Origin of the sequence: Methylocystis borbori (assembly GCF_036576025.1) — a bacterium.
Taxonomy (GTDB): Bacteria; Pseudomonadota; Alphaproteobacteria; order Rhizobiales; family Beijerinckiaceae; genus Methylocystis; species Methylocystis borbori.
Genome location: NZ_JAZHYN010000059.1, coordinates 1 through 17,780, shown reverse-complemented (window position 1 = coordinate 17,780; position 17,780 = coordinate 1). Strand labels below are relative to the sequence as shown.

At 63.8% G+C, this 17,780-nt stretch carries 15 protein-coding genes; 6 read left to right on the top strand and 9 right to left on the bottom strand.

All coding sequences use genetic code 11. From position 1 onward, the window contains the following. Positions 1-470 precede the first annotated feature (470 nt). From V3H18_RS14835 to V3H18_RS14815, 5 genes are read left to right on the top strand one after another with little or no spacing between them, the layout of a single operon-like run. Positions 471-1,403: a polyprenyl synthetase family protein gene (locus tag V3H18_RS14835; RefSeq protein WP_332082848.1), complete on the top strand. Its 933-nt coding sequence runs from the start codon at positions 471-473 to the stop codon at positions 1,401-1,403. 11 nt (positions 1,404-1,414) lie between these two features. After that, the gene (locus V3H18_RS14830) at positions 1,415-2,131 is read left to right on the top strand and encodes a DUF1345 domain-containing protein (RefSeq protein WP_332082847.1); all 717 of its coding nucleotides are present in this window, start codon (positions 1,415-1,417) and stop codon (positions 2,129-2,131) included. Positions 2,132-2,140: 9 nt separating this feature from the next. Beyond that, positions 2,141-3,457, top strand: coding sequence for an MFS transporter (locus V3H18_RS14825; RefSeq protein ID WP_408631792.1), 1,317 nt, complete (start codon positions 2,141-2,143; stop codon positions 3,455-3,457). Positions 3,458-3,487: 30 nt separating this feature from the next. After that, complete coding sequence (locus V3H18_RS14820; protein WP_332082845.1) at positions 3,488-3,679, top strand: type II toxin-antitoxin system HicA family toxin; 192 nt, start codon at positions 3,488-3,490, stop codon at positions 3,677-3,679. Positions 3,680-3,681: 2 nt separating this feature from the next. Then, the gene (locus tag V3H18_RS14815; RefSeq protein ID WP_332082844.1) at positions 3,682-3,888 is read left to right on the top strand and encodes a type II toxin-antitoxin system HicB family antitoxin; all 207 of its coding nucleotides are present in this window, start codon (positions 3,682-3,684) and stop codon (positions 3,886-3,888) included. A 106-nt stretch (positions 3,889-3,994) separates the two neighbouring features. Here the strand turns inward: V3H18_RS14815 and rpoD are convergent, their stop codons facing one another. The 7 genes from rpoD to V3H18_RS14780 form a co-directional block, all read right to left on the bottom strand. Further along, the gene (gene rpoD, locus V3H18_RS14810; RefSeq protein WP_332082843.1) at positions 3,995-6,016 is read right to left on the bottom strand and encodes an RNA polymerase sigma factor RpoD; all 2,022 of its coding nucleotides are present in this window, start codon (positions 6,014-6,016) and stop codon (positions 3,995-3,997) included. A gap of 218 nt (positions 6,017-6,234) precedes the next feature. Beyond that, on the bottom strand, positions 6,235-8,148 hold the full coding sequence (gene dnaG, locus V3H18_RS14805) for a DNA primase (protein ID WP_332082842.1): 1,914 nt from the start codon (positions 8,146-8,148) through the stop codon (positions 6,235-6,237). A gap of 104 nt (positions 8,149-8,252) precedes the next feature. Continuing rightward, positions 8,253-8,804: an RES family NAD+ phosphorylase gene (locus V3H18_RS14800; RefSeq protein WP_332082841.1), complete on the bottom strand. Its 552-nt coding sequence runs from the start codon at positions 8,802-8,804 to the stop codon at positions 8,253-8,255. Further along, on the bottom strand, positions 8,805-9,143 hold the full coding sequence (locus V3H18_RS14795; RefSeq protein WP_332082840.1) for an antitoxin Xre/MbcA/ParS toxin-binding domain-containing protein: 339 nt from the start codon (positions 9,141-9,143) through the stop codon (positions 8,805-8,807). Between the two features lie 120 nt (positions 9,144-9,263). After that, a complete protein-coding gene (locus V3H18_RS14790) occupies positions 9,264-11,675 on the bottom strand; it encodes a TonB-dependent receptor (protein WP_332082839.1) in 2,412 nt (803 codons plus the stop codon). A 130-nt stretch (positions 11,676-11,805) separates the two neighbouring features. Then, positions 11,806-12,276: a nickel-responsive transcriptional regulator NikR gene (gene nikR / locus V3H18_RS14785; protein ID WP_332082838.1), complete on the bottom strand. Its 471-nt coding sequence runs from the start codon at positions 12,274-12,276 to the stop codon at positions 11,806-11,808. An 83-nt stretch (positions 12,277-12,359) separates the two neighbouring features. Continuing rightward, the gene (locus tag V3H18_RS14780; RefSeq protein ID WP_332082837.1) at positions 12,360-13,496 is read right to left on the bottom strand and encodes a HupE/UreJ family protein; all 1,137 of its coding nucleotides are present in this window, start codon (positions 13,494-13,496) and stop codon (positions 12,360-12,362) included. Positions 13,497-13,670: 174 nt separating this feature from the next. On the opposite strand from V3H18_RS14780, the gene V3H18_RS14775 reads away from it, so the two are divergent. Further along, positions 13,671-14,771: a HupE/UreJ family protein gene (locus V3H18_RS14775; RefSeq protein ID WP_332082836.1), complete on the top strand. Its 1,101-nt coding sequence runs from the start codon at positions 13,671-13,673 to the stop codon at positions 14,769-14,771. Between the two features lie 7 nt (positions 14,772-14,778). On the opposite strand, the gene V3H18_RS14770 is transcribed toward V3H18_RS14775, so the two are convergent. Together V3H18_RS14770 and V3H18_RS14765 are read right to left on the bottom strand one after the other, a co-directional pair. Beyond that, entirely contained in the window at positions 14,779-16,866 is a 2,088-nt protein-coding gene (locus V3H18_RS14770) for a PHA/PHB synthase family protein (protein ID WP_332082835.1), read from the bottom strand. Between the two features lie 277 nt (positions 16,867-17,143). After that, the coding region (locus tag V3H18_RS14765) for an alanine dehydrogenase (protein ID WP_332082834.1) at positions 17,144-17,780 on the bottom strand (637 nt) is incomplete at its 5' end.

Sequence of the window (17,780 nt, the reverse complement as noted above, 5' to 3'; positions counted from 1 at the left end):
GACGCCAGCGCGCCAATGCCCGCTCCGCCCAAACCGCCGATCACCGCGCCGCCCGCGGCGCGCTCGCCAGGAGAATAACAGGCCGCGAGCGGCGCGGCCAAAGCAAGGGCGGTCGTCAGCAAGATTATCTTCTTCATGCCTCTCTCCTTAAAAGGATGCAGGATCATGCCGGGGTTTGGAACCGCAACGCCTCTTGGACCGATACGCCATGCGTCGCCCGATGGCCGACGCCCCGGCCCACGTTCGCTTGGAGTCGCGAGCCGTTAAGGGGCCCTGCGGAGCTTAGAGAAAGTCGCCATCCATAGCTGTCGCAAAAATACAACAGCGCCCAGCCTCGCCCCGCCGATAATGACGGAAAAGGCCAAAAATTTGACGATTTTTAGCCGCTCCGCGACAAAGGCGCGGCGCTTGGGGTCGGACCGCAAATTTGTTAGAGCAGCGGCCACTATTCATAAGAGGACGAAAGGCCCATGAACGACGCCGCCCGCGCCGAGGAATTCCGCCGCCGCCTGGACGCCGCCGCCGAGGCGACGGAAGCCGCGCTCGACGCGCTGCTCGCGCCGGCGGCCCTCCCCGGCGAAGTGACGCGCCCGGCGCGGCTTCTCGACGCGATGCGCTATGCGTCGCTGGGCGGGGGAAAAAGACTGCGGCCCTTTCTCGTCATCGAATCGGCGCGGCTTTTCGATGTCACCGGCGAGAGCGCGCTGCGCGCCGCCTGCGCGCTGGAAATGATCCACTGCTATTCGCTCGCCCATGACGATCTGCCGGCGATGGACGACGACGATCTGCGCCGCGGCCGGCCAACGACGCATAAGGCCTTCGACGAGGCGACGGCCATTCTCGCCGGCGACGGCCTTCTGACTTACGCTTTCGACGTGATCGCCGATTCCGCGACGCATGCCGACGCCGGCGTGCGCGCGGCGCTCGTCCTCGCCCTGGCGCGCGCCGCGGGCCTTGGCGGCATGGTCGGCGGCCAGGCCCTCGATCTTGAAGCCGAAACCGCGGCGACGCCGCTTACGCTCGACGAAACCTTGCGGATGCAGGCGATGAAGACGGGCGCCCTGTTGCGCTTCGCCGTTGACGCGGGCGCCATTCTCGGCGGCGCCGCAGCCAATCAGGCGCGGGCGCTTACGCGCTATGGCGAAGCGCTCGGCGCGGCCTTTCAGATCGCCGACGATATTCTTGACGCCGAGGGCGACACGGCGGCGCTCGGCAAACGCGCCGGCAAGGACGCCGATCGCGGCAAGGCGACGCTCGTCGGGCTGCTTGGCCTTGACGCGGCCCGCGCCCGGCGCGACGCGCTTGTCGAGGAAGCGACGGCGGCGCTGCGCGAAACCGGATTGGGCGAGGCGACCGCCATACTCGCGGAGGCCGCGCGCTTTGTCGCCGCGCGGCGCAATTGAGGAAGCGCGCCATGGGCGCAAGCGGAAACGTCAAGGCGCCGCGCCGCCCTTCGCCAATTCTGGCGCCTTATCGCGTGATGCGGGCGCGACCCCAGCTCTTCCTGAGCCTTGCGCTCGGTCTCGCTGTGGGATTTTCCCTGCCGGACGCGATGCAGCCGGTCGCGCGCGCGCTCGTCGCGTGGAATGCGGTCGTGCTGTGTTATTTCGCGCTCGTCGCCATGTTCGTCTCCGGCGCCACGCATCACACGATCCGTGAAAGGGCGCAGCAGTTCGACGAGGGCCGTTTCGCCATGCTGCTGCTGACGACGGCGATCGCGACGGCGTCCTTTGGCGCGGTCGTCGTCGAGCTTGGTTCGGTAAAGTCCATGCAGGGCTGGGAAAAGGGCGGCGCGGTGGCGCTCACCCTCGCCACGGTGCTGAATTCCTGGCTGTTCCTGCATCTGACCTTCGCGTTTCATTATGCCCACGAATATTATTTCGAAGAGGAGCGCGATGCGGGCGAACCGCCGGAGGCCAGAGGCGGCCTGCATTTTCCGAATACGAAGACGCCGCAATACATCGACTTTCTCTATTTCGCCTATGTCATCGGCGTCGCTTTCCAGACCGCGGACGTCGAAACCTGTTCGGGGCCCATGAGATTGCTCGTGGCGACGCATGGCATCGTGGCCTTCTTCTACAACACCACCATCCTCGCGCTCATGGTGAACGTCGCCAGCCAATTGGTTTAGGCGGCGATGATGAACGACAGCGGCGGGGCGGCGGTCGGACTGAGGAGCGAGGCGGCGCGGTTGCGCGCCATTGTGGTCGGCTCGATCGGCAATCTGGTCGAATGGTACGACTTTTACGTCTATTCCGCCTTCTCTCTCTATTTCGCCGAGGCGTTCTTCCCCGGCGACGACCCCCTCGCGCAGATGATGTCGGCTTCGGGCGTCTTCGCGCTTGGGTTTTTCATGCGGCCCGTCGGCGCCTATATATTCGGACGCATCGGCGACGGACGCGGCCGCCGCAAGGCGCTGATGCTCTCCGTGCTGCTGATGTGCCTCGGCTCGCTCATCGTCGCCCTCGTTCCGACCTATGCGACGATCGGCGCGGCGGCGCCGGCGATTCTGCTTTTTGCAAGGCTGTTGCAGGGCGCGAGCCTTGGCGGCGAATATGGATCGAGCGCGACCTATCTCGCGGAGATGGCGCATCCTGAGCGGCGCGGCTTCTATTCGAGCTTTCAATATGTGACGATGATCGCGGGGCAATTGCTCGCGCTTTGCGTGCTGCTCCTCCTGCAGAATGTTCTTCTCGACGCGCACGCCCTGCGCGACTGGGGCTGGCGCATTCCTTTCGCCTTCGGCGCCTTGCTTGCCGTCGTCGCGCTTGTCATGCGCCGCGACCTTGTGGAGACGGACGCTTTCAAAGCCTCTCGGGCGGAAAAGGAACGCGGCTCGCTGCATGCGCTACTCGCGCATAAGCGGGAGACAGCGATCGTCGTCGGGCTGACGCTCGGCGGCACCATCGCCTTTTATGTCTATACGACCTATATGCAGAAATTCCTCAAGCTCTCCGCGGGATTGAGCGATGCGCAGACGACATGGATCTCCGCCGGCTCGCTCCTCTTCGCGCTTCTCCTGCAACCGATTTACGGCGTGATGTCCGATCGCATCGGGCGTCGGCCCATGCTCATCGCCTTCGGTCTGCTGGGGACGATCCTCACGACGCCGCTCCTGACCGCGATTCAAAACACGCGGAGCGCATGGGCGGCCTTCGCGCTCATCTGCTGCGCCTGGCTGATCGTCGCGCTTTACACCTCGATCAACGCGGTGGTGAAGGCGGAGCTTTTTCCCGCCGCGATCCGCGTCACCGGCGTCGCCCTGCCTTATGCGGCGACCGTGTCGCTCTTTGGCGGCTCGGCGGAATATGTCGCGCTCTGGTTCAAGGCGCGAGGGCACGAAAACTGGTTCTACTGGTATGCGAGCGCGGCGATTTTCGTCTCGCTCATCGTCTATGCGACGACGCCGGATACGAAGAAAAATTCGCGGATAGAGCAGGACGAAAATATAGTATGATATTCAGATATAAATAGGCTTTTCGGCGCAATGAAAGTAAAGGACGTAATCCGCTTGTTGGAAAAGGACGGCTGGTTCCTGGTCGCCACAAGAGGCAGCCATAGGCAGTTCAAACACCCGACAAAAGCTGGACGAGCGACGGTTGCAGGCAAAGCGTCAGACGATATTTCGCCGGGAACGCTGAACAGCATTCTCAAACAGGCTGGCCTGAAGGAGAAATAGCGATGCGGTACGCGGTCGTGATCGAGAAGGCAGGCGGCAATTATTCGGCCTATGTGCCGGATTTGCCTGGCTGCATCGCGACAGGGCAGACAGTCGCCGAAGTGGAGCGGGAGCTCAGAGAAGCTATCCGATTCCACATTGACGGGCTTGAAGCCGATGGACTGCCCGTGCCGCCGCCCAGCGCCGTCGCGGAATATGTCGACGCGTAAACATAGAGATGTTCAAGAATCGATGATTGATGAACATGCTCTATGCTTGCTCCGTCGCCGGCCCTATGCCCGCGCCATAGGACGTCCCGCGCTTCAGGGCAGGACGTCAATTATCCAGGAAGCTCCTAAGCTTCCTCGACCGGCTTGGATGCTTCAGCTTCCTTAACGCCTTCGCCTCGATCTGGCGGATGCGCTCGCGCGTCACCGAGAACTGCTGGCCGACCTCTTCGAGCGTATGGTCGGTGTTCATGCCGATGCCGAAGCGCATGCGCAGCACGCGCTCCTCGCGCGGCGTGAGCGAGGAGAGAACGCGCGTCGTCGTCTCGCGCAGATTGGACTGGATCGCCGCCTCGATCGGCAGCACGGCGTTCTTGTCCTCGATGAAATCGCCAAGATGCGAATCCTCCTCGTCGCCGATCGGCGTTTCGAGAGAAATCGGCTCCTTGGCGATCTTCAAAACCTTGCGCACTTTTTCGAGCGGCATGGCGAGCTTTTCGGAAAGCTCCTCGGGCGTCGGCTCGCGCCCGATCTCATGCAGCATCTGTCGCGAGGTGCGCACGATCTTGTTGATCGTCTCGATCATATGCACCGGGATGCGGATCGTGCGCGCCTGATCGGCGATGGAGCGGGTGATCGCTTGGCGAATCCACCAGGTGGCGTAGGTCGAGAATTTATAGCCACGGCGATATTCGAATTTGTCGACCGCCTTCATCAGGCCGATATTGCCTTCCTGGATGAGATCGAGGAATTGCAGCCCGCGATTGGTGTATTTCTTGGCGATGGAGATGACGAGACGCAAATTCGCCTCGACCATTTCCTTCTTCGCCTGGCGCGCTTCGCGCTCGCCTTTCTGCACCATATGCACGATCTTGCGGAACTCGGAAATCTCCAAGCCCGTCTCGGTCGCAAGCGCGTGAATGTCGGCGCGCAGATCCTTGATGCGGTCCTTGTCGCGGGCGACGAATTCCTTCCAGCCCCTCGAGCCGAGCTTGGCGACGCGCATCACCCATTTGGGGTCGAGCTCGGAGCCGTGGAACTTTTCGATGAAATCCTCGCGCGCGACGCCATGGCTGTCGGCGAGCCGCAAGAGCTTCGTCTCATAGCCGATGAGGCGCTTGTTGATGTCATAAAGCTGCTCGACCAGGGCTTCGATGCGGTTCTGGTTCAAGGACAGCGATTTGACGTCGGCGACGATCTCTTTCTTGAGCGTCTTGTATTTGCGCTCCTGCGCCGGCGTCAGCGTCTCGTTCTTGAGCTTGTTTTCGACATTCTGGTCCTGGAGGCGGCGCAGCTTCTTATAGGCGTCGGCGATGCGCGCGAAGGTCTCCAGCACTTTCGGCTTGAGCTCCAACTCCATCGCCGAAAGCGACACGGAATTTTCCAGATCGTCTTCTTCCTCGAAGGCCTCCTCGACGGGCGGCGCCTCTTCGCCAAGTCCGGCCGGCGGCGTGCGCGGCGCGGTGGCCGGCGCCAACTCGGCGGCCGGCGGCGCCGCTTCCTCGGCCGGCTTCGCGGTGGCCTTGCCGTCGGGGCCGGCGTAGGTCGCTTCGAGGTCAATGATGTCGCGCAGCAGAACCTTGCCCGCCTCCAATTCCTCGCGCCAGATGATGATGGCCTGGAAGGTCAGCGGGCTTTCGCACAGGCCCGCGATCATCGCCTCGCGGCCGGCCTCGATGCGCTTGGCGATGGCGATTTCGCCCTCGCGGGAGAGCAATTCGACCGAACCCATTTCGCGCAGATACATGCGCACGGGATCGTCGGTGCGGTCGGCGGGCTCCGATGCGCGCGTCGCCACAGCGGTCGCGCGCGGGCTCTCGACGAGTTCGCCCCCCTCCGCCTCTTCTTCGTCCGCGCCCTGCTCTTCGGTCTCGACATCGTCGGGGTCGTCGCCCTCGGACACGGTGATGCCCATTTCGGAGAGCATCGCATACACGTCCTCGATCTGGTCCGACGACACTTCCTCGGACGGCAGCACGGCGTTCAATTCCGCATAGGTCACAAAGCCGCGCTTCTTGGCGAGCTTGATCATCCGCTTGACGGCGGCGTCATTGAGATCGAGAAGCGGCCCATCGGAGGCGTCGGCGGCGCCTGCTTCGTTTTCGACCTTTTCTTCGTCTTTTTTCGCCATCCAATAGCTCCGTGCGTCTTTTACCGGATCGGTCGCCCGAACCCGGCAAAGCGCGTGTGATCCCTCTAAAACCCTGGGAGGCCGCCGACGCTCCTTTAAGGGTCGCATGCGGAAGCGCCGGGCGGCGGAGCCCGATTCGTCCGCAAACAAATCTCAGCGCGCCCGCTTAAAGACGCGCTAACCATCCCCTCCCGCCATGGCGCTGCGACCTGGCGGACTCACAAATTACGCGACGCGCGGCCGGAGAGGGCGCCATAGCCCTCCACCGCCGCTTCTGCGCCATCTAGCGCGGACAACTGGGTTTGAATATCCCTCAGCCGCGCGGAATCATGCTCGCTCGGATTTTGGGCGAGCCTGGCTTCGACCGCGCGCAACTCCCTATTTAACGCCGACGACCGGCGATGCAAGACGAAAGCCTGTCGCAGGCTTTCCCCGGCGTCGGCGCTCGCCGCGTCGGGCCGAACGCTCCAGAGCGTCGCATGAGCGGCCATGCCTTGAAGCCGCGCGACCGCCTCGTCAAGCCCTGCGTCCGCGAGATAGCGGCGAAGGTCGAGGCTGTCGCCGCCCCCGCCCTCGACCCAGCGCAGCAGCGCGTCCCTGAGGGCGGCGGCTTCGGCGGATGCGAGATCGATGGTCGCAAGGTCGTCCGTACGGGCGCCAAGGAGATCTGGATGATTTATTAAAATCAGCAGGATAAGCGCTTCGCGCGGCGGCAGGGCGGCAGGCGCGCCGCGAAACAGCGGGGAATTGGCGAGCGAGGGGCCGATGCGCAGCGGCGGCCCCTCGGAAGGGCGCGCGCCGCCGCCGCGCCAATCCCGTCGGCGCGGCGTGAATTGACTCCTCCCGCCGCCTCCCTCCCGGCCACGGCCAAGGAGACGCGCAAGCCGGTCGGCGAGCTCCTGCTGGTAATGGCGCCGCAAGGTCTCATCGGCGATGGCCCCCGCGATCTCGCGCAGGCGCCGCTCGAGCGCCGCCCGCCGCTCGGGCGTATCGAGCGGGGTTCCCCCGGTCTCGCGCATCCAGAGAAGATCGACGAGCGGGAGAGGCCTCGCCAGCGCCTCCGCCACCGCCGTCGGGCCCGCGGCCCGGAGCAGTTCGTCCGGGTCTTGGCCGTCCGGCAGCAGGACGAAGCGGAGAGTCCTTCCCGGGCCGATGAGCGGCAACGCCGTATCGACAGCCCGAAACGCCGCCTTGAGCCCCGCCTTATCGCCATCGAAGCAGAGGATCGGCTCCTCGGCCATCCGCCACAGGAGGCCGCATTGCTCCGCCGTCAGCGCCGTGCCGAGCGGCGCGACGGCGTTAGGAAAGCCCGCGGCGGTCAAAGCGATGACGTCGACATAGCCTTCGACCGCGATCACGGTTCCGGCGTCATGCGCGGCCTTGCGGGCGTTGTGGAGATTGTAGAGGGTCGCGCCCTTGTGAAAGAGCGGCGTCTCCGGCGAATTGAGATATTTCGCCTGCGCGTCCTTCTCCATCGCGCGCCCGCCGAAGGCGATGACGCGGCCGCCGCGGTCGCAGATCGGAAACATCACGCGATTGCGGAAACGGTCGTAGGGGACGGCGATGTCCTCGCCATGGACGAGGAGGCCCGCCTCGATCATGGTCTCGACGCGCGCGCCCTTGGCGGCGAGATGGTCGCGCAGCGCATGGCGCTCGGGCGGCGCGAAGCCGAGCCGGAATTTCTCGCGCGCGGCCGCGGAAATCTGCCGGCCGTCGAGATAGGCGCGCGCCTCGCGCCCGGCGGCGCCGGCGAGCTGTTTTTCGAAAAAGGCCGCCGCCGCCTCCAAAACTTCGCCAAGCGTCGCGCGGCGTTCGTCCGCTTCGCGCTGCTCCTTCGTTTCTACGGGCATCTGAAGCCCGGCGAGCGCGGCGAGCCGCTCCACGGCTTCGGGGAAGGAGAGCCCTTCCGTCTCCATCAGAAAGGCGAAGCCGTCGCCATGCTTGCCGGAAGAGAAATCGTGGAAGAAGCCCTTCTGGTCATTGACGAAGAAGGAGGGCGTCTTCTCGGCGTTGAAGGGCGAGAGGCCGCGCCACTCCCTGCCCTCTTTCTTGAGCTTCACCTTCTGGCGCACGACCTCGGAGACGGGCAGCCGCGCCCGAATTTCGTCGAGGAAGGAAGGCGAGAAGCGCATATGAATCGGACACCCTAAAGAGGCTTTTTATCATCGCTCGGCGACGCGAACAGAGGCGATCCCAGATTTACCCGATATCCACTTAAGGCAAGCAGCCTTCGCCATCATCTTTTGCGCGCGCGGCGCCATGCGTCCCAATCGACGGCTTGCGCTTCGGTCTCGACTATGGCGATCCCGCCCGGCGCAATGCGGTCGGTGAAAAGCACGGCGTTGAGACAGTCCCAGCGCGCGCTCGGCGCGATCAGCCCGTCAAAGCCGAGAAAATAGGCTGCGTCGGCGATCGCCTGCGTTTTCGCGTAGTCGCGCTCGCGATAGCGCTCAACGTCCACGCCGAACTTGGCGAGCGTTGGCGGATCGGCCAGCCGCAGCGTCGCCCTGGCGTCGATCGCCAATTTATGGACGAAGGCGCGCAATTTCGACGGGAATACGGGCTGTAGGCTCAACAGCGCATGGATTTCCGCGAGCGCGCCGTCGCGCTCGAGCGACGTATAAATCACGTCGAAGGCTCCATCGCACCAACGGCTGCTGGTCGCCGCCCCGAGCATCGGCTCTCGTCCCTCTCGCGCCACGCGCCAGACGGGCTGGGCGAAAGGCTCTCGCTTGAAAGCGTCGATGGCGTCGAGAAGCGCAAGATCGCGGGCGCGGCGATCCGCCATTTACACATAAGCGCCCGAGTCGAGCGCATCGATCACCGCGAGCACCTCCTGGGTGCGGCCGGCGTTGATGAGATCGATGGCGCGTTCGCCCTTGAGCATCGGATGGCTGGCATGCAGCCACAGCCGCGTCTCCTCCGGCGAGTAGAAATCGGCGAGCCGGTCGACGACATAGCGCAGTTCCGCGATCACCGTCTGCGTGCGCAAATCCGGCGTCGCTTTGCCGCTCGACCAGCGCGACACCGTCGCCGGCGAAACCGCGACGATATTGGCGATATCCTTGCCCTGCAGGCCGCCGTCTTCGCGCAGATGGTCAATGACCCGGGAAACCGCGGTCGCCATGTGGTCCCTCCTAAAAGTTGGAGGATAATTGCATATTGATTTCAAAGAATCAAATTATGAAAGCATTTTGCAATCTCCGAGGCTTGGCCAACTAACCCGAAACGGGAGGCGTCCCTCCCCTCAATCCGCCAGCCCCGAGATCGGCGCGGCGAAATTGGGCGCCGCGTCGAAGTTCAGCGGCCCGCTGAAGGTCACGCGCACGGCCGGGGGTTCGACCGGCTTGAAATGCCGGTCCATCACGCCGACGGCGCAGACGGCGCCCGGCGCGATTCCATTGACGCACTGCTGGTAAAGCGGGTCGGTCGGCAACAGCGAGCCGTAGCCATAGGTGATCTGGTCCGAGCGCGAATTAAAAATGTTGAATGCGTCGAGCTGCAACCGCCAGCCGTCCGTCCAACGATAGCCCAGACGCGCGTTCATCGTTCCCGTCACGGGCGACTGTATGTAGCCATCCTCCGTCAGCGGGCGCGAGCCCACGTAGCGATATTTCAGCGCGCCGAACCAGCCTGTCGCTTCGCCCAGCTCCAGGCCGCCCAGCGCGGTTATCGCGACGGAATTTTGCAGATAATTGCCAGGCGCGTTGCCGAGGAACGTCCCATAAGGGAGCGTCTCCGGCGTAATAAGGTCGAGCCAGGCGAAAGCCTGCAACTGATCGACGCCGCGGTAACGCGCATGCACGAGCGCGACGTCGCCATCGAAGCGAATCCAGGACGTCGGGCTGTAGTGATTGGCGAGTTCGACGCCGTAGCGGCGGCTGGGACGGCCGAAGGTCGTCGTGCCGCTGTCGCCTTCGAACTGGTTCTCCGAATCGAGATTGAGCCAGAAGAAGCTCACGCTCGAATCGAGCCCCTCGATGAATTTCGTCCGCGCGCCAATCTCCGCGCCGCGCGATTTCACCAGAAGCGGAATGGGCGCCACCGTCACGAAGCCGTCAGAGTCGGACAGTTCCGAGGTCGACAGGCTCTGCACAGTTCCCCGCGCGTCGGTGGAGTGGAAGCCCTCGCCATAGTTAAAATAGAATTCCGTCTTCTGGAAAGGCCCGACGATAATCGACGCCTTGGGGCTGAACAGCGCCGCGTCCTTCGAATTGCTGTTGAACGGCCCCGTCCAAAGGAAGGCCGGAAACCCTTCGCTGGTCGCGATGACCGGCGAGCCCCATAAGCTCTGCAGCGAATTCACATTGGCGTTGTAATAGTCGAAGCGTCCGCCCGTCACTGTGCGCAGCCATGGCGTCCAGCGCACGGTCGTGTCGGTCCAGAGGCTGATGCTGCCCTCGCCGACGGCGTCGTTGCGCACCGTGTCAAAGGGCGTGCGACGGAAACTTTCCTGCAGCCCCAAGCGAATGTCGTCGTAACGACCTTGCAAGCCGATGCGGGTTTCGACCGGAAGGCCCATACTGTCCCATTTGATCGCATGCTGGGCGTTGACGCCGGCCATGGTCCGCCGGTCGAACTGACGAAACTGGTCGCCAAGGTCCGGATGGGCGAGGAAATAGGTGAAGTTGTTGTAGAGATCGAGCGTCGAATGCATGACATAGGCTTCGACGCGGGAATAATGATTGCCGTCGGTTTGGCTCCAGCGGCCGGAGAGCGAGAAGCGGGTGGTGTCGCCGCCGTCGGTGGCGTCGAGCGTGCCCCAGAGCGACTTCACCCCCATATAGACCGCGCGCTCCGGAATTTGGTCGGTGGAATACCATCTGTTGCCGTAACCCATAAAGGTCACCGCCGCGCCGTCTTCCTGCGTGCCGCGCGCCCACCGCAAGACGCTGTTGATCCGGCGCAGATTATCGCCGCGCTCCCAGGGACCGTTGTAATATTGCGCCTCGACGGCGCCATAGGCCGAGCCGCCGGCAAAATCCTCATAGGGCGCGACGGCGAGCGCGCGCCCATAGGCGAAGCTTCCCCCGGTGAACTGATAGAAGCCCTTATCGATCTTGTCCTTATATTGCATGTAGATCGAGCCGGCGGAGGAGAAGTCGCCGTCCTGCGCGTCATAGGGTCCTTTGCGGGCCAATACGTAGGAGAGAAGCTCGGGAATGAGGAAATTGGCGTCCGCGTAACCCTGTCCATGGCCGTGGGTGCGCATATTGAGCGGCATGCCGTCGAGATAAAGGGCGAGGTCGGTGCCGTGATCGAGGTTAAAGCCGCGCAGAAAATATTGGTTCGCTTTGCCGTCGCCGCTGTGCTGCGTCACCACAAGGCCCGGCACGATCTCCAAGGCCTCGCCAGCCTGTTTGAAGGGAAGCGCATTGACTTCCGCGCCGGTGAAGAATTTCTCGCTCGATGAGGTTATCGGCGGCGGTTTTGGACCGGATGGCGCCGCCGGAGGCGGGCTCACCGCGGCGACGACCGGCGACGACGCGGACCGGATCACGCGGGGGCCCGACGGGGTATGAACATGCGGGACGGAGACCATGCGCCGCTTGCCGCCGACGTCGATCGTCGGCAAAGCGACGTTATGCGCGAGAGCGGCATGACTCCCGAGCGCGACGCCCATGGCGATGCAAGAAATAGTCGCGAGGCGGCGGCTCATTCACGGACTCCCCAGCGTGCGCTAGTTGTGAATTTTTTTCAAAGTTGTCTTACGCGACGCGCGGGAGTCAATCGCCGGTGAAGGATTTGTTTCAGGCGTTGCCATTTTGCAACAGACAGTTAAGCGGAAGTTAATTCGACCGGTGGGCGTGGCCGCTCTCGTGAGCGTGGCCGTGCGGGAGCAGTTTCTCGCCCTGTTCGGCGTCGGCCGGGACGACGACGAGCTGCCCGTAGCGCACGCCGCGCTCGCCGATGACATGGCTCGCGAAATGCTCGACATCGGACTTCTGGCCGCGCAGGAGCGAGACTTCGAGACAGGTCGCCTCGTCCATATGGACATGCAGCGTCGCGATCGACATGTCGGCGTGACTGTGATGATCGGTCATCAGCCGTTTCGACAATTGCCGGGTCTCGTGATCATAGACATAGACCAGCGCCGCGACGCAGGCGCGCGCGCCGTCGTCCTTTTCGGGCTTTTTCAAGAGGCCCGCACGCACGAGATCGCGAACGGCTTCCGAACGGTTCTGATGCCCGCCCGCCTCCATATATTGGTCGAGCGCGCTCATCAGTTCTTCGTCGATCGTTATGGTCACGCGCTGCATCTTATCGGCTCCGGCTGTTCGCGCGGCGGCCAAACGGAAGAATCAAGAAATTCCGCGCGCTCGAAAACCGCCCTGCGCGATCTCTAGCTTATAACGCCGAGGCGCACGAACAGCCAATAGGCGCCGAAACAGGCGATGATCGCGGAGAGGGCCTGCACCAGCCGCGGGCTGCGCTCGCCTTTCGTGAATATTTTATCGATCAGGAGCAGCAGCGGCAGAACGACAAGCACGACGCCGATCTGCCCGACTTCGACGCCGATGTTGAAGGAGGCGAGCGCCGGCACGATCGCGCGCTGCGGCAGGCCAAGTTCGGTGAGGGCGCTCGCGAAGCCGAAGCCATGGATGAAGCCGAAGACGAAGGTGTCGTGCCAGCGTCCCTCGATCTTGCGCGTGAAGAAATTCTCGACCGCGACATAGATGATGGAGAGCGCGATGGCGATCTCCACCCAATAGCTCGGTAGATTGACGAGCTGCAGCGCCGCGAGCGACAGCGTGACCGAATGCGAGACGGTGAAGGCGGTGACGATCTTGACGACCGGCCAGACGCGCGTCGCCCACAGCATGACGGCGATGAGGAAGCAGAGATGATCGTAGCCGGTCATGATATGCTCGACGCCAGCCTCGAAGAATTTTGGCGCAAGCTCCCATGGGGAGAGCAGCGGCTTCGACAAATCGACCGGACCGTCGGAAGCAAAGATCATCGCTTGGCCTGGCGCGGGCTCCGCGCCCTTGCGCTGCGCCTCTGTGAGCTGCGCCTGATCCGGCGCTTCGCCAATCCCGAGGAGATGCCTGCCGCGCGGACCCTGCGTTCTCAGCAATCGGCCGGGATCGTAGAAAATCTGACCGGCGACGCCCTTGCAGTCGAAGCGCAAGACGATCTTGGCGTCATAGGGATTGGTCGGGTCCTCTCCGACGGAAATAATGCTGCTCTTGCATAGTTCGCCCTCGGCGTTTCGCAATTGCACGCGGCGCTCGATGAATTTGCCGATCTCCTGCTCTAGCACGCCAGGCGGCGAAAGATCGACGCCGGCGCGCTCCGATTGCGTCTCCTGAAACATGCGTTCGACGTCGGTCCCCAAGACGCCGACATCGACGCGATATTGGCCCTCTCCCTCGGGAACGACGCGTCCGCTCGAAATATCGGCCGTATGGGCGAAGGCCGCGCCCGCGCAGAGGAAGGCCGACAGAAAGACGGCGACAAATAGTCTCGTAAGCGTCATCGCTCGCGCGCTCCGTAAACGCCGCGCCGAAAGCGCCCGCGTATGAACTCTGATATATTACGTCATACTAAAAGCGGGCCGGAAAGCCAAACGCTTGCGCTTATGCTGTCTTGTTTGGGAGAGCCGCCTTTGGCATGTTGCCGGGCCAAAAAACAAAAGACAGAGGAAGCGCGCATGACCGGGTCGATGAAGCGATGGGCCGCCGTAATCTTGTTCTGCGTCGGCCTTGCGGTCCCGGCGCTCGCGCATACGCCGGACATTTCCACCGGCAAAATCGTCCCCAACGACGGTCGCGTCTATGTCGTCGACATTGGCTTTCTCGCCACCGATCTCGAACGCATGTTTCAGGAGACGATGCGTGAGCGCGCCGACGTCGATCTCTCCGCGCCGGGCGCGCTCGAAGCCGAGATCGGGAAATTCGTGGAGAAGCGCGTCGCGATGCGCGACGCGACAGGCCGGGCCTGCGTGAGCCGCATCGAGAAATCCGGCGAAGACCCGACCAATGAGGACAGCGCGCTCATCGTCTTGCGCTTCGACTGCGGCGGAACGAGCGGAACGATTTTTTACGATGCGACAAAGCTCCTCGCCGCCCAGGGCGCCAAGGGCAAGCATCTCGTGACCCTCGAAGGAGCGGAAAACGCCGGCCAGACCATGCTCTATCCGAGCGATCCGGCGCTCGACCTCTCAAAGCCGTTGGAGACGACCGCGCAATTGATGTGGAAGTTTCTTCTCGCGGGCGTCGAACATATCGTCACCGGCTACGATCATCTCTGCTTCCTCTTCGCGCTGATCCTCTGGGCGACGCGCGTCTGGCCGGTGGTGAAAATCGTCACCGCCTTCACCATCTCGCATTCGATCACCCTGTCGCTGGCGGCGCTCAATATCTTCACCTTGCCCTCGACATTGGTCGAGGCGCTGATCGCGGCCTCGATCATTTTCGTCGCGGTCGAGAATTTCTATTCGCGCGACGTGGACAATCGCTGGCGCAACACCTTTTTCTTCGGCTTCATCCATGGCTTTGGCTTCGCCTCGGCGCTGACCGAAATGGGCGTGCCGCAAAGCGGCGTCGTGCCAGCGCTCGCCGCCTTCAACATCGGCGTCGAAGTCGGACAGATCGCCATCGTCCTCCCCATCCTGCCGCTCCTATTCTTCATCGACAGCCGCACGGGGGGCAAGCGCAGCGACAAGCTCGTCTATGTCGTCTCCGCGCTCATTGCGCTCGCGGGCGTTTACTGGCTGATCGAGCGGGTGGGCCTCATTCCCGGCGGCGCGTAAGCGCGCGCTACGCCTTCACCCGCACATAGTCGCCCGGCGCGTCGCAAATGATCTTGAGCTTGCCGCCGCCGGGCTTGCGCGCCGGGACTTTTCTTGGCGCCTGCGCCGTCGCCCAGGCGAGCCAGTTCGGCCACCAGGACCCCTTGATCTCTTGCGCGCCGGCGATCCAGTCTACGAAACGGCCTTTGACCTCGCCGCCCGTCCAATATTGATATTTGTGCTTAGAGGGCGGGTTGATGACGCCGGCGATATGGCCCGCGCCGGCGAGAACATAGGTCACGTCGCCGCCAAAGAATTTCGCGCCGCGAAACACCGATTGCGCCGGCGCGATATGATCTTCCTTCGCCGCAAGCTCATAGACCGGGATCTTCACCTGGCGTAGATTGAGCCGCACGCCGTCGATGACCATTTCGCCGCGCGCGAGCCGGTTTTCGAGGTAGCAGCTGCGCAGATAGAAGGAATGATTGGCGCGCGGAATGCGCGTGCAATCGGAATTCCAGACGAGAAGATCGAAGGCGGCCGGCTCGACGCCCTTCATGTAATTATTGACGACATAGCTCCAGATGAGTTCGTTGGGCCGCAGCATATTGAAGGCGTTGGCCATTTTCACGCCTTCGAGATAGCCGGTGCGCGCCATGCTCTCGTCGAGCGCGGCGAGGCGCGCCTCGTCGATGAAAATCTGCAGATCGCCGGCGTCGGAGAAATCGACCTGCGTCGCGAAGAAGGTGACGCTGTCGACGCGGTCGTCGCCAATCGCGGCCATATAGGCGAGCGTCATGGCGAGCAGCGTGCCGCCGACGCAATAGCCGGCCGTCGCCACTTTTTGCGCGCCGGTCGCTTTTTCAATCACGTCGAGCGCGGTCAGCACGCCTTCGTGCATATAGGCCTCGAACCCCTTTTCCGCCTTGCTCTCGTCGGGATTGACCCAGGAGATGATGAAGACGGTGAGGCCCTGCTCGACGGCCCAGCGCACGAAGCTCTTCTCCGGATTGAGATCGAGCACGTAGAATTTGTTGATCCAGGGCGGGACGATGAGCAGCGGGCGCGCGTAGACCTCCGCCGTCGTCGGCTCATATTGAATGAGCTCCATCACGTCGTTGCGCCAGACGACCTTGCCGGGCGTGTTCGCCATATCGACGCCAAGCTGGAACTGCTCGTCGGCGCTCTGGCGGATTTTGAGCACGCCGCCGCCGGCGGAAATATCCTCCGCGAGCATTTTGAGGCCGCGCACGAGATTTTCGCCCTTGGCGTCGATCGTCGCGCGCAGGAGTTCGGGATTGGTCGGCACGAAATTCGAGGGCGAGACCGCGCTCGAAATGAGCCGCGTATAGAAGGCGGCCTTCGCCTTCACTTGCGGATCGAGGCCCTCGGTCTTCTCCACGAGATCCCCCGCCCATCGCGAGGCGAGCAGATAGGTTTGCCGCAGCCAGTCGAAGAAAGGATTCTCGCGCCATTCGGGCGCGGCGAAACGCCTGTCGGAGGCGTCCGAAGCGATCACCGGCGCGACATCCTCGCCGCCATAGCGGCGCAGCGTCTGGCTCCAGATTTCGGTGAGCCCGTTGTAAAGGTCGGCCTGGGCGGCGGCGGCGCGCTCGGGCTGCGCCAGCCAATATTCGGCGACGACGCCGAGCGTCTTCGTCGCATCGGCGACATTGGCGGCGAGTTCGCTGCGCGCGTCTCCCGGATCGGCGGCGCGGCCGATCGCCGCGGCAAGCGCCTTGCGGCCCTGATCGACGAGCTGCGCCAGATTTTCCGCCATGGTCTCGAAATCGGCCGTCCCGAGGCCCGCGCGCGCGAGCGGCGTCGCAGCGGCCGGCGCGGCGCCATTGCCTTTGGCGCTCTTTGGCCCCTTGGCGGCTTTGGCGGGCGCTTGCGCCTTCGGGGCGGCGCTGGCCGGCGCCTCGGCGGCGACGCTTTTTTTCGGCTTGGCCGCCGGCGGCGTCTTGGTCTTGACGGCCCCCTTCGCCGCGCCGGGCGCCTTAGCCTTCGCGGACGCCTTGGCTTTCGTCGAAGCTTCCTCGCGCGCCGAAACCGCGTCTCCCCGCGCCGGCGGTTTCCGGTTGCCCGCGGGTTCGTGGTCCCCCTTCGCGCTCATGCCTCAAGCCTGCCTTTCCGTTCGAATGTGTCGGCGCCCGGCCATCATGCCCGCAACCGCTTCTCATGTCCTGGTCTAACAATTGCGCGCCCGGGATAAAAGCGTCCAAGCCCGTCGCAAAAGCGCGCGGTCGTTAGGTAGGTTGGAATTATAACAGCGCCATATCGCGGCGCGCCGGCCTTGCGGGCCTTGTGGGCGCAAAGGCCGCGGGGGGACGCGCGCTATTTCGCCGCAACGCGCCCCGAGCGCCGCGCAAAGCTCAAGCGCACTCTATACTTTAAGCGCTTGCTATCGCCTCCAATACATTGAGTTCGGGCGATAAAGGCAGGCCATGCGCGGCCGCGACCGGCGGCGACAAGACCCGGCCGCCAGAGATTTCCAGCCCTGTGCGCAGATGCGGATCGTCCTGCAAGGCTCGCCGCCAACCCTTGTTGGCCAGCGCGAGCGTGAACGGCAGGGTGGCGTTGTTGAGCGCGAAAGTCGAGGTGCGCGGCGTAACGCCTGGCATATTGGTCACGCAATAATGCACGACGCCGTCGACGACATAGGTCGGATGCGAATGGCTCGTCGGCCGCGAGGTTTCGCAGCAGCCGCCCTGATCGATGGCGACGTCGACGATCACCGCGCCGCGTTTCATCGTCGCGAGCATGTCGCGCGTGATGAGGATCGGCGCCTTCGCGCCCGGCGCGAGCGCGGCGCAAATGACGAGATCGGCGCGCTTGATCGATTCGGCGATGGCCGCGCGCGTCGAATAGATCGTGCGGGCGGCGAAGCCGAAGCGCGTCTCCAGCCGGCGCAGCGCCTCGGGATTGCGGTCGGCGACAAGAACGCTCGCCCCCATGCCGAGCGCGACCGCCGTCGCCTGCGCGCCGACGCTGCCGGCCCCGAGCACCAGCGTTTCGGCCGGCGGCACG

Bases quoted from the DNA above. Each gene is read 5' to 3' on its own strand.
- dnaG (WP_332082842.1), bottom strand. From the start codon at position 8,148: ATGCGCTTCTCGCCTTCCTTCCTCGACGAAATTCGGGCGCGGCTGCCC.
- V3H18_RS14825 (WP_408631792.1), top strand. From the start codon at position 2,141: ATGAACGACAGCGGCGGGGCGGCGGTCGGACTGAGGAGCGAGGCGGCG.
- V3H18_RS14770 (WP_332082835.1), bottom strand. From the start codon at position 16,866: ATGAGCGCGAAGGGGGACCACGAACCCGCGGGCAACCGGAAACCGCCG.
- V3H18_RS14820 (WP_332082845.1), top strand. From the start codon at position 3,488: ATGAAAGTAAAGGACGTAATCCGCTTGTTGGAAAAGGACGGCTGGTTC.
- V3H18_RS14780 (WP_332082837.1), bottom strand. From the start codon at position 13,496: ATGACGCTTACGAGACTATTTGTCGCCGTCTTTCTGTCGGCCTTCCTC.
- V3H18_RS14790 (WP_332082839.1), bottom strand. From the start codon at position 11,675: ATGAGCCGCCGCCTCGCGACTATTTCTTGCATCGCCATGGGCGTCGCG.
- rpoD (WP_332082843.1), bottom strand. From the start codon at position 6,016: ATGGCGAAAAAAGACGAAGAAAAGGTCGAAAACGAAGCAGGCGCCGCC.
- V3H18_RS14835 (WP_332082848.1), top strand. From the start codon at position 471: ATGAACGACGCCGCCCGCGCCGAGGAATTCCGCCGCCGCCTGGACGCC.
- V3H18_RS14800 (WP_332082841.1), bottom strand. From the start codon at position 8,804: ATGGCGGATCGCCGCGCCCGCGATCTTGCGCTTCTCGACGCCATCGAC.
- V3H18_RS14775 (WP_332082836.1), top strand. From the start codon at position 13,671: ATGACCGGGTCGATGAAGCGATGGGCCGCCGTAATCTTGTTCTGCGTC.
- V3H18_RS14830 (WP_332082847.1), top strand. From the start codon at position 1,415: ATGGGCGCAAGCGGAAACGTCAAGGCGCCGCGCCGCCCTTCGCCAATT.
- nikR (WP_332082838.1), bottom strand. From the start codon at position 12,276: ATGCAGCGCGTGACCATAACGATCGACGAAGAACTGATGAGCGCGCTC.
- V3H18_RS14795 (WP_332082840.1), bottom strand. From the start codon at position 9,143: ATGGCGACCGCGGTTTCCCGGGTCATTGACCATCTGCGCGAAGACGGC.
- V3H18_RS14815 (WP_332082844.1), top strand. From the start codon at position 3,682: ATGCGGTACGCGGTCGTGATCGAGAAGGCAGGCGGCAATTATTCGGCC.